General features: G+C 72.2%; 10 protein-coding genes. 3 read left to right on the top strand and 7 right to left on the bottom strand.

Annotated features, from left to right (window positions below; all coding sequences use genetic code 11):
- Positions 1-78 precede the first annotated feature (78 nt).
- The 3 genes from NQU55_RS11610 to NQU55_RS11600 form a co-directional block, all read right to left on the bottom strand.
- Positions 79-2,106 carry an ABC transporter ATP-binding protein gene (locus NQU55_RS11610; protein WP_168091585.1) on the bottom strand — a complete coding sequence of 676 codons (2,028 nt, stop codon included), beginning with the start codon at positions 2,104-2,106 and terminating at the stop codon, positions 79-81.
- Positions 2,103-2,573 carry an NUDIX hydrolase gene (locus tag NQU55_RS11605; RefSeq protein ID WP_168091584.1) on the bottom strand — a complete coding sequence of 157 codons (471 nt, stop codon included), beginning with the start codon at positions 2,571-2,573 and terminating at the stop codon, positions 2,103-2,105. Before NQU55_RS11605 ends, NQU55_RS11610 begins: the two co-directional genes overlap by 4 nt.
- 474 nt (positions 2,574-3,047) lie before the next feature.
- Positions 3,048-4,112, bottom strand: a complete 1,065-nt coding sequence (locus NQU55_RS11600) for a zinc-dependent alcohol dehydrogenase family protein (protein WP_168091583.1) — start codon at positions 4,110-4,112, stop codon at positions 3,048-3,050.
- Positions 4,113-4,227: 115 nt separating this feature from the next.
- Between NQU55_RS11600 and NQU55_RS11595 the strand changes: the two genes are divergently transcribed.
- On the top strand, positions 4,228-5,157 hold the full coding sequence (locus NQU55_RS11595) for an AraC family transcriptional regulator (protein WP_168091582.1): 930 nt from the start codon (positions 4,228-4,230) through the stop codon (positions 5,155-5,157).
- A 72-nt stretch (positions 5,158-5,229) separates the two neighbouring features.
- On the opposite strand, the gene NQU55_RS11590 is transcribed toward NQU55_RS11595, so the two are convergent.
- On the bottom strand, positions 5,230-6,693 hold the full coding sequence (locus NQU55_RS11590) for an amino acid permease (protein ID WP_168091581.1): 1,464 nt from the start codon (positions 6,691-6,693) through the stop codon (positions 5,230-5,232).
- Positions 6,694-6,957: 264 nt separating this feature from the next.
- On the opposite strand from NQU55_RS11590, the gene NQU55_RS11585 reads away from it, so the two are divergent.
- A complete protein-coding gene (locus NQU55_RS11585) occupies positions 6,958-7,278 on the top strand; it encodes a WhiB family transcriptional regulator (protein ID WP_168091580.1) in 321 nt (106 codons plus the stop codon).
- Here the strand turns inward: NQU55_RS11585 and NQU55_RS11580 are convergent.
- The 3 genes from NQU55_RS11580 to NQU55_RS11570 form a co-directional block, all read right to left on the bottom strand.
- Positions 7,218-8,138, bottom strand: a complete 921-nt coding sequence (locus NQU55_RS11580; protein WP_256790441.1) for an alpha/beta fold hydrolase — start codon at positions 8,136-8,138, stop codon at positions 7,218-7,220. The genes NQU55_RS11585 and NQU55_RS11580 overlap by 61 nt on opposite strands.
- Before the next feature lie 201 nt (positions 8,139-8,339).
- Positions 8,340-10,190 (bottom strand): M4 family metallopeptidase, encoded by a 1,851-nt coding sequence (locus NQU55_RS11575; RefSeq protein WP_372504687.1) that lies wholly within the window; start codon positions 10,188-10,190, stop codon positions 8,340-8,342.
- 302 nt (positions 10,191-10,492) lie between these two features.
- Positions 10,493-10,921: a gamma-glutamylcyclotransferase family protein gene (locus NQU55_RS11570; protein ID WP_168091578.1), complete on the bottom strand. Its 429-nt coding sequence runs from the start codon at positions 10,919-10,921 to the stop codon at positions 10,493-10,495.
- An 81-nt stretch (positions 10,922-11,002) separates the two neighbouring features.
- Between NQU55_RS11570 and NQU55_RS11565 the strand changes: the two genes are divergently transcribed.
- Entirely contained in the window at positions 11,003-13,423 is a 2,421-nt protein-coding gene (locus NQU55_RS11565; RefSeq protein ID WP_168091577.1) for an FHA domain-containing protein, read from the top strand.
- Positions 13,424-13,441: the final 18 nt, after the last annotated feature.

Below are 13,441 nucleotides of genomic sequence, written 5' to 3'. Positions count from 1 at the left end.
GCATTGGTGCGGCCCCCGGACGGAAACCGCCCGGGGGCCGCACCTACGCAGCTGTAGTCACCTCTGCATCATCCGCACCTACGCCGTCCGCCGCCGCTGCCGCTCCGGTACGGGCACGTCCTGGAACTGCCCGCGCTGCAGCTCGTACAGGCTGCGGAAGACGCCTCCCGGCGTGCTCAGCAGCTCCTCGAACGTGCCGCTCTCCCGGAGCTCGCCCTGCTCCAGCACGTGGATGACGTCGGCGTGCCGCACGGACGCGAGCCGGTGGGTGATCAGGACGACGGTCTGCCCGCCGTCCGCGAGCCTGCGGATCTGCTCGAACACCTCCAGCTCGGCCCGGGCGTCCAGGGCCGAGGTGGGCTCGTCGACGATGAGGATGCGGGCGTCGCGGTAGCGGGCGCGGGCGATGCCCAGCCGCTGCCACTGGCCGCCGGAGATCTGATGGCCTCCCTTGTAGCCCTTGGACAGCAGCGTGTCCCAGCCCTTCGGCAGCTCCGCCACGACCTTGTCGGCACCCGAGTGGACGGCGGCCTCCTCCACCGCCCGCTGGTCCAGCGGCCGGTCGGTGCGGCCGATGGCCACGTTCATGCGGCACGTGAACGGCCACCGGTGAAAGTCCTGGCCGACCATCGCGATCCGCGAGAACAACTGCGCCCGGTCCAGGGCGCCGGCATCCACGCCGTCCCACAGGACGCTCCCCGCGTCCGGCCGGTACAGACCGGCCACGAGCTTGGCGACGGTGGTCTTGCCCGAGCCGTTCACCCCGACGAGCGCCACGATCCTCCCGGCGGGGATGTCCAGGGACACGTTCCTGAGCGCCGGCCGCTCCGGGCTCCGGGAGCCGGCGGGGTCCTCGGAGCCGTCGGCGGGATAGCGGAAGGTGACGTTCTCGAAGCGGATCAGCGCCGGCCGCTCGGGCACGGGCAGCCCGCCGTCGGGAATGGCCCGCTCCGCCGCCTCCCGGCACAGGCGCTCCAGGTCCTGTACGTAACAGGCCTCCTCGTAGAGGTTGTTGACCTGCAGGACGAGGGTGGACAGGCTCTGCCCGCCGGTCCGCGTGGCCAGCACGGCGGTGCCGGCCACCGACAGGTCCATCGCCCCCGCCGCCAGCAGCCCGATCAGCGCCAGGTACGTCAGGGCCGTGGCGGCGCCGGTGAGCGCGGACGCCACCAGCCGGACCCGGGCGGCGCTGTCGGCCAGCCGCGACTGCTCGGCCTCGGAGTCCTGCGACATGCTGCGGAAGTGATCCATCAGGAAGGGCCCGACGCCGTGGACGCGGATCTCCGGGGCGGGCCCCGTCCGCATCAGGGTCTGGCTCAGCAGCCTCCCCGCCCGCGAGTGCTGCACCCACCGCAGGTAACTCGCGTACCGCGTCCGCGAGTTCCGCAGGGCCGCCCAGGAGCGGGGCACGGTCATCAGGACCAGGAGCGGCAGCAGCACCGGATGCAGCACCGTCAGCACGCCGGCGGCGGCCGCGAAGGACACCAGGGACCCGATGACGCCGGTGCAGTAACCGATCATGCGGCGCGCCGCGGCGGCCCCGTACTGGGCCGAATCCAGCAGCCGGTGGAAGTCCGCGTCCTCGATCGCCGCCAGCTCGACCCGGACCACGCGCTCCAGGTACTGCTCGGTCGCCACCCGCTCGACCTTCGGCTCCAGCCGGCCCGTGCCCGACGTCGAAGCCGACGCCGCCAGCGCGCTCACCGTCCCGGCGAGCGTCACCACCACCATCGCCGGGACGGCCGCCAGCAGACGCTGCGCGATGGTCCCGGAGGCCAGGACCGCGGTCAGGACGCCGTTGACCGCGACCAGCCCCACGGCCTGCCCCGCGCCCCGGAGCAGCTCGGCGGCGCCGACCACGGCCAGGGACCGGCGGTCGGCCTGCCGGGCCAGGCGCACCGTGGAGCGGACGAGGCGGGGCAGGCGCAGGGCCATCGCCCACAGCGACATCTCGAAGTACGCCGCATCGTGCCGGGTCCACCCGTTGTCGTACAGCAGCGGGCCGCCGAACAGCAGCTGTTCCGAATCCGGCCGGCTTCCGGGCGCAGCACCCTCCGCCGGGACACCCGCGCTCTGCTCGCTCGGCTTCGTGTTCTCCTGCTTCATGCCGCGCCTCCCGGCTTCCCGTCCCAGCCGTGGGTGGACAGCAACGCCCCCGAGGCGAACCTGCCGAGGACGGCGGCCGTGCAGGGCACGCAGTCCGCGGGCGGGTGCGCCGGGTCGGCCCAGACGAGCGTGGAGCACTTCTCCGGCTCCAGGTTGCGCGGCTCGCCCGACCACCGCTGCGCGGTGAAGACGACCCCGACCCGGGCCTGCCCCTCGGGGTTGCGGTGGTGGATCAGGTGACAGAACTCCAGGTCGGCCGGGTCGACGGCGACCCCGACCTCCTCGGCGACCTCGCGCAGCGCGCCGTCGGTCAGGGTCTCGCCGTCCTCCAGGTGCCCGCCGGGCGGGGCCAGGAGACCGGCGGCGTACACGTCCCCGGCCCGCCGCAGCAGCAGGACGCGGCCGTCGTCGCGGTGCAGCAGGACCATCACGTCGACCACGCACGTGTAGCGCGCCCGCTGCCTCATGACGGCCACCTCCCGGCGATGGCCGCGCCGGATCCCACCGGCCTTGCCGGCCGACGGTGTTCGAACAGCGGATGCGCCCCGCCGGTGTGCGCGGGGTCCTCGTGATGGTGATGCACTACGCCTCCTCGTTGACGTACGGATCGGACGAGCGATCGGGAAAACGACCCCTGATCGGGGGCGTCACGGCCTTCCAAGGGCGTTTCGTCGCTCGGGAATTCGAGGAGGCGTCAACCGGCCCGCAGGCTCTGGGGCGGGGGCCGGTCGCCGTTTGTGCGATTCACTCCACCGTGGCCGGTCACCCGATCCGGGGGTTGCGTTGCGGCCGGAAACGATCACTTGCCGCTGCTGTCCCCGTGGCCGCGGGGCGGCCGCCGGCCCCTCTTTGCAGAGGGGCCTGCAGCACCGCGCGGCGGCTGTTCACGGGAGGGCCCGGCTCGTCTCACGGGAGGGCCCGGCTCGTCGCCGTCCCAGCGGTCACACCTTCACCACGATCTTGCCGGTGAAGGTGCTGGAGTCCATCAGGCGGTGCGCGTCCGTGATGGCCTCCAGGCCGTCGAAGGTCTCGGCGATCACGGGCGCCAGCGTGCCGCCCGCCAGGCCCGAACCGATGAAGGCGGCTGCCCGGCGGCGGTAGGCCTCGTCGCGGCACATGACTCCGTTGCCGTACGCGTGGACGGTCAGCGGCCAGTTCATCGACAGCTGGATGGGGCGCGGGTCCAGGAAGCCGTAGGCCACCATCGTGCCGCCGGGCGCGAGCGCGTCGCCGAGGGTCGCGAAGCCCGGGCCGCCCACCCCGTCGAAAGCCATCCGCGCACCCCGGCCCCCGGTGATCCGCCTGACCTCCTCGACCAGGTCCTGGGAGCCGGTGCTGATCACATGGGCCGCGCCGAGCTCCAGCAGCCGCTCCCGCTTGGACTCGCCGCGCGTGGTGGCGATCGGGACCGCGCCCATCCGCCGGGCCGTCTGGATCGCGGCCGTCCCCGTACCGCTGGAGGCGGCCGTGATGACCACGTGGTCGCCCGGGGCCAGCCCGCCGGTCTCCACCATGCCGCCGTACGCCGTCGAGTACGACAGCCACGCCGCCGCGGACGTGACCGCGTCCACACCCTCGGGCCGGTGCACCAGCGAGCCCTCGGGCAGGACGGCGTGCTCGCCGTACACCCCGTGGACGCCGAAGTCGAAGTTGGCCGCAGCCATCACCGCGTCGCCGGGGGCGAACGCGGTCACGCCCTCGCCGACCGACTCGACCACGCCCGCCGCCTCGTAGCCGAGCCGGGAGCCGGGCAGCGTCGGCCGGTAGTAGTAACCGCCCGCGCGGAAGAGGGCCTCGGCCCGGTTGAGGCCGATCGCCTCGACGCGGAAGAGAACCTCACCGGGCCCGGGCTGTGCGAGCGGCACGTCCTCGACCCTGAGGACCTCGGGACCGCCGAGCTCGTGGAAGAGGACCGCCCTGGTGACTGCCGTCCCGGTGACTGCCGCCCCGGCGATTGCCCCGGTGATTGCCCCGGTGATTGCCGTGTGTGCAGAAGAAGTTGTCATGGGAACGACCGTACGGAGGAGGCGGAAGACGATCCATATCCGAAAACCTCCTGGTTATGTCCCAGCGTCTTTCGATCATGGCGGCACGGTGCGACCGCGGCGGTACAGTGCCGCCATGGACGTACTGAGCGACGCGATCGCCGCCATGCGCACCGGGCGCCCCCACTCCTCGCGCTCGGTCAAGCGCGCGCCCTGGGGCGTCCGCTTCCCTGCCTCCGAAGGCGCCGGCTTCCACGTGGTCCTCCAGGGCTCTGCGTGGCTGCTTCCGCCCGGCGGCGCCGAACCCGTCCGGCTCGGCCCCGGCGACGTCGTCTTCCTCGCCCACGGGTACGGGCACGGCCTCGCCGACGACCCGGGCACGCCGCTGGAGGAAGCCCGGTTGAAGGCGGACGGCTCCTGGCCGTCGCTCCGTGACCGGGGGCCCGCCCACGGCGACGACACCCTCATGCTCTGCGGCGCCTACCGGCTGAACAAGGCGCGGGCCCACCCCCTCTTCACGGGCCTGCCGCCCTTCATCCACCTTCCGGCCCGCATCGGCACCAACGACCGGCTGCGCGCCGCCGTCGACCTGCTCGGCGCCGAACTGGCCGACCCCCAGCCCGGATCCGACGCCGTCGTGCCCGCGCTCCTCGACACCCTGCTGCTCTACCTGCTGCGCACCTGGTGGCTGAGCGAGCGGCCCGAGGAGCCGTCCGGATGGGCGGCGGCCCTGAGCGACCCGGCCGTCACGGCCGCCCTGCACGCCATCCACGACGACCCGGCGCATCCGTGGACGGTCGAGGAGCTCGCCGCCCGGGCGGCGCTGTCCCGCGCCGCCTTCGCCCGGCGCTTCACCGCACTCGTCGGCCAGCCGCCGCTCGCCTATCTCACCTGGTGGCGCATGACGACGGCGGGCCGACTGCTGCGCGAGGGCGACGCCCCGCTGCGCACCGTCGCCGAACGGGCGGGATACACGTCGGAGTTCGCCTTCGCCAAGGCATTCAAGCGCGAGTACGGGGTGGCGCCGGGCCGGTACCGCAAGCAGGGGGCCGACGTCTCGGCGTGAACGGTGCGCTCGGCGTGACCGACGTGGCCGACGCGCGTCGCGGAGGCGCCGCGCGCCGGAGGCCGGGGCCCGTCACCCTGCCCGGTGCCGGGCCCCGGCGTGTGCGGCCCGCCGCGCCCTGCCCCGGCGCCCGTTCACCAGACCGCACACGATCAGCAGCACCGCCCAGACCCCCGTGCACAGGACCTGCGTCCGGGAGTCCGGTTCGACGACCATGACCACCAGGACCGCGCCGATCGCGAGCAGGGCCAGCCGGGTCAGGTGGGGGAACAGCCACATGCGCACCGGCGGTTCGGCCTCCCCGTGCGCGGCACGGCGGCGGCGCAGGCGCAGCTGCGAGAGGCCGATGAGGAACCAGACGATCAGGATGGTGGCCCCGACGGCGTTGAGCAGGAAGCGGAAGACGGTCTCCGGCCAGACGACGCTGAGGACGACCGCCGCGAAGCCGAAGGCAGCGGAGGCGAGGACGGCGTTGCGAGGCACGCCGCCCTGTGTGACGCGGCCGAGGGCGCGGGGCGCGTCGCCGCGGTGCACGAGGGAGTAGAGCATGCGGGAGGAGCCGTAGATGTTGGCGTTCATGGCCGACAGCAGGGCGACGAGCACCACGGCGTTCATGAGGTGCCCGGCGCCGGGGACGCCCATGCGCTCGAGGGTGCCGCTGTAGGGGCTGGTGTGCGCGGTGCCGCTGTCCCAGGGCAGCAGGGTGACGATGACGGCCATGGACCCGATGTAGAAGAGGCAGATGCGCCAGACGACGGTCCTGGCGGCGCGGCCCACCGCCCTGACCGGGTCGGCGGATTCGGCGGCCGCGATCGTGACGGTCTCCAGCCCTCCGTAGGCGAAGACCGCCGCGACGAGGCCGAGGGCGAGCCCGTGCCAGCCGTGCGGCAGGAAGCCGCCGTGGCCGGTGAGGTGGGCGGCGCCCGGCGCGGCGGAGCCGGGCAGGAGGCCGCAGACGGCGAGCGCCCCCAGCAGCAGGAAGACGCAGATGGCGGTGACCTTCAGGCCGGCGAACCAGAACTCGAGGTCGCCGAAGCGCCGTACGGCGGCGAGGTTGCTGCCCGTGAACACGGCCATGAAGAGCGTCATCCACACCCAGCCGGGAACACCGGGGAGCCAGCCCGTCATGATGTCCGCCGCGCCGATCGCCTCCGCGGCGACGCTGACGACCAGCAGCGACCAGTACAGCCACCCTGCCGTCAGACCGGCCCAGGGGCCGAGCGCCTTGGCCGCGTGCACGGAGAAGGACCCGGTGGCCGGGTCGGCGGCGGACATCTCCGCGAGCATCCGCATGACCAGCAGCACCAGACCGCCCGCCAGGACGTACGCGACGACGATCGCGGGCCCGGCGGCCCTGATCCCCACCCCGGATCCCACGAACAGGCCCGCGCCGATGGCCCCGCCCAGCGCGATCATGGACAGGTGACGCTGCTTGAGCCCGCGCGGCAGCCCGGCGCCCGTCTCCGTCTCCATGGCGGCGGCGGGCGCGGCCGGGCTCTTGCGGGTACCGGTGCCGGCGGGAGGTGGCGCGAGCATGCTGACCGTCCTGGGGCTCAAGGGAGGCGTGGCGTTGGAACCACTACCTACCGATCAGCCGGGAACGGCACCCTTCTGCGCCGCCCGCTCTGTCAGGTCGGGGGAGCGAACGGTCGGGACAAGGAGATGGGCATCGACGTCCACATGGCGTGACGTTCACACGGATACCTCACGGATCCCGGGTAACGCGGAGTGGGGAGAGGGGCCCACTCACCCCGCACCACCGACCGACCCGACCGGAGGGATCGTTCCATGGATCGCCACATGGACTGGCGACAGTACGGCGCTTGTCTCGACGAGGACCCCGAGCTGTTCTTCCCCGTCGGTACGACGGGTCCCGCACTCGTACAGACCGAGGACGCCAAATCGGTGTGCCGCGCCTGCCCGGTGCGTGCGGAATGCCTGCGCTGGGCGCTGGAGTCCGGGCAGGAGAGCGGCGTGTGGGGCGGGACGAGCGAGGCCGAGCGGCGGGCGCTGCACCGGGCCGCGAAGCCCCGGCGTGCGGCGTCCGCCGCGGGCCGGGTTCAGCCCAGGAACTCCAGGAGGGCGCGCGTGACGGCCTCCGGCTGCTCCTCGACGAGGTAGTTGCGGCTCCCCTCGATCTCGGCCATGCGGACGTCGGTGCCCTGCTGGGGGAACACCTCCCGCATGTACTCGAAGAACGTCCCGTAGGCGAGGCCGAGCATCGGCACGGAGATCTTGTCGTACGACTCGAAGTCCGCGATGTCCTTCTGGTACGACTGGAACCAGCCCTTGGCGGCGCGGATCGCCTCGGTCGACGAGTACGCCCTGGCGTAGACGTCCCGGTCGCGGTCGGTGATCGCGTCCGGGTTCACCAGGCTCAGGCCGAACATGTAGTCGATGATGTGGCGGTAGCGGCCGGTGAGGATCTGCTCCGGGAAGTCGGCCACCTGGTTGAAGGCGAGCCACCAGCGGTGCGGGCCCTTGTCGCCGGGGTTCGGCAGCATGGGGAACTTGTAGTAGCTGCGGTCCGCATGCGTGGTGTTGAGGATCGCCACCTTCTCCGTGGCGTCCGGGTGGTTCGCCGCGTAGGCGAAGGCGACCATCGCGCCGATGCCGTGCCCGGCGATGTTCACCTTGTCGTGGCCGAGGTGGCGCACCAGCTCGCGGATGTCCAGGGCCATGTTCTTCTTGTCGAAGCCCGACTCCGGCTTGCTCGACCCGCCCATGCCGCGGATGTCGACGGTGATCACACGGAAGCGGGCCGCGAGCGCGGGCATCACCTTCCGGTACTCCCACCACGTCTCGGGCCAGCCGGGCAGCAGCACCAGCGGCTCGCCCCGGCCGCCGGTCACGTAGTGCAGCCGGACGCCGTTGACGTCCGCGTACTCGCTGGTGAACTCGCCGTCCAAAGACGCCGCGAGCTCGGCGTTGAGGGCCTTGAGCTCCTCCGCGTCCGTGACCGTCCCTGCGTTTGCCGACACTGCGCTCCCCCTATGTCGTCGACCTGTGCTTGGCTGTCGACCAGTGACGTCCGGGGTGGGTTTGAACACCCAACCCACTGGTGGCGACGACCATAACAACATCCACATCACCGGGCCAGATGTTGTGGATCACACGGAACCCGGGCCGTTCCCCCGCGCGAGGTGCGGGGGAACGGCCCGGGCGGGTGCGAACCGGAACCGTCAGCGCTTGACGGCCGGGCCCTCCTTGGGGGTGTTGGCCGCGGTCACGTTCACCGCGGCCCAGGAGGCGTCGACCGCCTTGTACTCGGTGCTGTTCTCGCCGTGGATGTCCGCGGCGGCCTGCAGCGTGGCGGTGCGGGCCTCGTGGAAGTCGGTCGTCGAGACCATGTAGCGGGTCAGGGCGCGGTAGAAGATCTGCTGCGCCTTCTCCCGGCCGATGCCGGTGACGGCCTTGCCGTCGTACGTGGGGGAGTCGTACTCCACGCCCCCGATGGTCTTCTTGCCGCTGCCCTCGGCCAGCAGGTAGAAGGCGTGCGAGGAGACGCCGGAGCCGGCGTGCACCTCACGGTCGTAGGAGCCCGCGTCCCAGTAGTCGACGGTGCCTTCGAGGACGTCCAGCGACGGCTTGTCCATGCGGCGCAGGAACTTCTGCTCCAGGCCGAGCTTCTCGCCGAGGAGGTAGTTCGGCGGGTTGCCGCCGTTGTTCGTCCGGAACTCCACGCCCGCGCCGAAGATGTCGGCGAGCGACTCGTTGAGCGCCCCCGCCTCGCCGAACTGGTTCTGGCGCGCGTCCACCCGCGTGGGCTGGAAGTCGGCCGTCGCCTCGATCACGCCGTGGCTGAGCTCGTGGCCGGTGACGTCCAGGGCCACCAGCGGCTGCTTGAACGTTTCTCCATCGCCGTCGCCGTAGAGCATGCAGCCGCACTCGGGGGACCAGAAGGCGTTGCCGACCTTGTCGCCGAAGTGCACCAGGGCGCGCGGGCCGGTGCCGTCGTTCTTGATGCCGTTCCGGCCGAACGTCGCCTTGTAGTAGTCGTACGTGCTCGTGATGCCGAACTGGGCGTCGACGGCGGCGGTGGCGTTGTCGGTGGCGGTGCCGTTGCCCCAGCGGTTGTCGGCGTCGGTGAACGCCTTGCCCGCCGCGAAGGAGTCGAGCTCCTTGGACTGGGCGTCGCGGGTCTCCCCGCCACCGCGGCTGAGGTCCTTCAGGACGAAGGAGTCCTTGGCCGTCTGAGTGGTCGTCAGCGGGATGTTGCCCGCGAACAGCGAGGCGCCGGTGCCGTTGGCCTGGGCCGGGAACTGCGTGCCGGACTGGGCCTTGGCCGGCAGGGTCGCCTTCGCGCCGGTGCGCGGCTTGGCCTCCTTGCCCTCGCTGCGCAGCTTGGCCTTCAGGCGCGGGGAGATGATGCCGTCGCTGAGCGGCGTGCTGCTGATGACCTTGCCGCTGCCGGCGTCCACGACGACGCTGTGGCTGACACCGGTCTCGGCCTTGCCGCTGCTCGTGACGGTCACGCGGTAGGCGAGGACCGGCTCGGTGCTACGCGCGTCGACCACGAGCTCGGTCTTGGCGGCCTTGCCGTCCACCGACTTCGCCGCCTTGGCCGCGGCCTGCGGCGCGGTGAGCTTCGGGGCGACCGACGGCACGGAGACGCGGTGCTTGATCGCCCGGGTGACGCCGAGGTAGTTCTTCTTCGCGTCGAGGTGGACGACGAGGTCGCCGCCGACGACGGGGACGCCCTGGTAGGCCCGGACGAAACGGACGTGGCGCTTGCCCTCGGGGTCGATGAGGGTGTCCTTGACGCGGAGCGTCTCGTTCTTGCCGACGCCCGTGGCGTCCGCGTGGGCGAGGGCGGCGGCGGTGGCCGCCTTCACGGTCTCCGCGTCGGCGGCGAGGGCGGCGGCGCGGACCGAGGAGTCCGCGGCCGCTGCGCGGGCCCGGTCCCGGAGGGAGTCCGCCGTGTCCACGGGCTGAGACGGGGCGGCTGACGCCGTGCCCGCCATGGTGGCCGCGGCCACGATCGTCGCGGCGGCGATGAGTATTCGTTTGCGGGTTGTGGGGGTTGTACGCAAGTTCAGCGCCCTTTGCGTCAAGGGCGGTTCGGGATGCACCCGGCCGCCTGCATGCACGCGGTGCCGTCACTCGCGCACCGCGGGAACCTGTGGTCCCGCGGAGGACTCTGCCCGTACTGGCATGGGCATGAAAAGAGCAGATAGGCGTGATGTCCGGACAGTTGATCAACTGTTAACAATGCCTCAACGCAAGGTGCCCGTCCGTGACGTGGCGTCGAACTGCAAGTGAAGAGGGTGGGTTGGGGGAAGGGGTTGCGGACCTCTTCAGGTGTCTCGCTATGTGAGATGACGAGGTGTCATGCCTACGCCGGACCCTGCGGCCAGCTGCCGCCCGCCACCCGCGTCCCCACCGCCCGCAGCCGCCGCGCCGTCCGGTCCGCCGCGAGGTACACCCAGGCGCGCACCGCACCCCCGCGCTCGGTCAGCACCTGCCGCCCGACCCGTACGTACATCTCCCCGCGCCCGTCCGGTCCGCAGCCCTCCAGCTCGTCCAGGGACGCGAGCACCGCCGCGTACTCCGCGGGCGCGACGGAGACCAGCTCCCCGCGGACCTCCCCGCCCGGCTCGGCCACGGCGTACGGATAGCCGGGCCCCTCGTACAGCACCGCGCCCCGCAGTCGCGCCGGCTCCTCGGCCACCGTGCGGCCCCGCAGGTAGTGCCCGTGGTTGACCTGCCCGGGACGCAGCGTCCCGTAGACGAACACGGGCAGCCGCTCCGGCTCGACCGCCATCTCCCACTCCCTCCACCCGGCGTCACGGGCGCGCCCGGCGCCGAAAGGCGGGAGCGGGCGGCCCGCCGTAAAATTACCGGTATGGGAGATCGGCCCGCCGCGCCCTCCGCCCCCGAACTCGTCATCGAGTCCGAAGGCGGCTCGAAGACGATGGCCCCGGTCCGCTCCTATCTCGTGGGGCGCGATCCCCTGAGCGACGTCGTCCTGCAGGACGACCGGGTCTCCTGGCACCACGCCGTGCTGCACCCGGCCGCCGGCCACTGGACGCTGGAGGACACCGGCAGCACCAACGGCACCTGGGCCGAAGGCCGCCGGGTGCAGGTCCTCGACGTGGGGCCCGGCACCGTCCTGCGCTTCGGCAACCCCACCGACGGGCCCGCCGTCGTCCTCAGGAACGCGCCGCCCCCGGTCCCGCCGCCACCGCCGCCCCCGGCGGAGCATCCCGCGGCGGCCCCCGCGGAGCGCCCTTCGTCCGTCGCCATGCCCGCCGCCACCGGCACGTTCCGCCAGCCCACCTCGGTACGCCCGCTGACCCCGCGCACCGTGCGCATCGGCCGCGGCCCCGACAACGACGTGACCGTCGACGACCTGGTGGTCTCCCGACGCCACGCCGAACTGCGCTCCGGGCCGGGAGGCGCCTACGAGATCGTCGACCTGGGCAGCCACAACGGAACCTTCCTGAACGGCCATCCCGTGCGCCGCGCCCCCGTCCTCCCGGGCGACATCATCGGCATCGGCCACTCGGCCTTCTGCCTCGTCGGCGACCAGCTCCAGGAGTACGTCGACAGCGGCGAGATCTCCCTCGACGTCCAGGACCTGTGCGTCCACGTCGAAGCCGACGGGGGCCGCAAGCGGCTCCTCGACGGCGTCTCCTTCCCCGTCGAGGAGAAGTCCCTGCTCGCCGTCGTCGGCCCCAGCGGCTCGGGCAAGTCCACCCTCCTCAACGCCCTCACCGGCCTGCGCCCCGCCGACCAGGGCGCGGTGCTCTACGACGGCCGCGATCTGTACCGCGACTACGCCGAGCTCAGGGCCCGTATCGGACTCGTCCCCCAGGACGACATCCTGCACGTCCAGCTCACCGTGCGTCGCGCCCTGTCCTACGCCGCCGAACTGCGCTTCCCCGGCGACACGGCCAAGGCCGAACGCCTGGCCCGCGTCGAGGAGGTCATCCGCGAACTGGGCCTCGAACAGCGCGCCGACCAGCCCATCCACAGCCTCTCCGGCGGCCAGCGCAAGCGCGTCAGCGTCGCCCTGGAACTCCTGACGAAGCCGTCGCTGCTCTTCCTCGACGAGCCGACCTCCGGCCTCGACCCGGGCATGGACCGCTCGGTGATGAACACGCTGCGCACCCTCGCCGACGACGGCCGCACGGTCATCGTCGTCACCCACAGCGTGCTCAGCCTGGACGTCTGCGACCGGCTGCTGGTCCTCGCCCCCGGCGGGCGGACCGCCTTCTACGGACCGCCCGGCGACACGCCCGAGTTCTTCGGCTTCAAGGAGTGGCCCGAGGCGTTCGAAGCCTTCGAGAACGACAAGGACCGGGACTGGCCGGGGGAGTTCCGCGCCTCGTCCCAGCACCGGCAGTTCGTCGAGGCCGCGGCCGAACAGCCGCGGCTCGCTGCGGCGGAGGCTCCGGAGGCGCCGCCCGCGCCGCCCGCCAAGCCCCAGAGCTGGGGCGCCCAGCTGTGGACGCTGATGCGCCGCTACGTGATGGCGCTCAGCACCGACCGCACCTTCCTGATCATCATGATCGTGCTGCCGTTCGTCACCGGCGCGATGGCCCGGCTGTCCTCGGGCACCCGCTTCGCCTCCGCCGACAAGGCGAACACCGTCCTGCTGATCCTGTGCGTCGGCGGCGTGCTGACGGGCGCCGCCAACGCCGTGCGCGAACTCGTCAAGGAACGGGTCATCTACCGGCGCGAAAGAGCCGTGGGCCTGTCCAGGTCCGCCTACGTGATGTCGAAGATCATCGTCCTGGGCGTGATCACGGTGGCGCAGGCGATCGTCCTGTCCATCGTCGGCCTGGGCGGGGTGGACACCCGTGCGCCCGGCGGCAAGGGCGTGCTCATGCCGCCCCTGATCGAGATGACGCTGGCCCTGGCGTTGCTGTCGTTCACCTCCATGCTGCTGGGCCTCCTCGTGTCGGCGATCGTCCGCCGCGAAGAGGTCACCATGCCGCTGCTGGTGCTCATCACCCTGGTCCAGGTCGTCTTCTGCGGCGGAATGATCGAACTCAACAACAAGCTGGTGCTGGAGCAGCTCTCCTGGCTGGTGCCCTCGCGCTGGGCGCTGGCGGCCATGAGCGCCACGATCGACTTCACCCACATCCCGCCCGCCACCGGGCAGCTCCCGCCGTCGGCCGGGGGAGGCGATCCGCTCTTCCGGCACGCCGTCGGCACCTGGCTGCTCGACATGGGCATGATGGTGGTCCTGTCCCTCGTGTTCGCCTTCCTGGTGGCCCGCCTCCTGCGCCGCCACGAGCCCGCGGTCATGCGGAAGTGACGGAGTCGGAGTCGTTTC

The sequence above is a fragment of the Streptomyces telluris genome, from assembly GCF_024519335.1.
GTDB lineage: Bacteria > Actinomycetota > Actinomycetes > Streptomycetales > Streptomycetaceae > Streptomyces > Streptomyces telluris.
The sequence above is the reverse complement of the archived record's forward strand: the minus strand, read 5'-3'. Positions and strand labels throughout refer to the sequence as shown.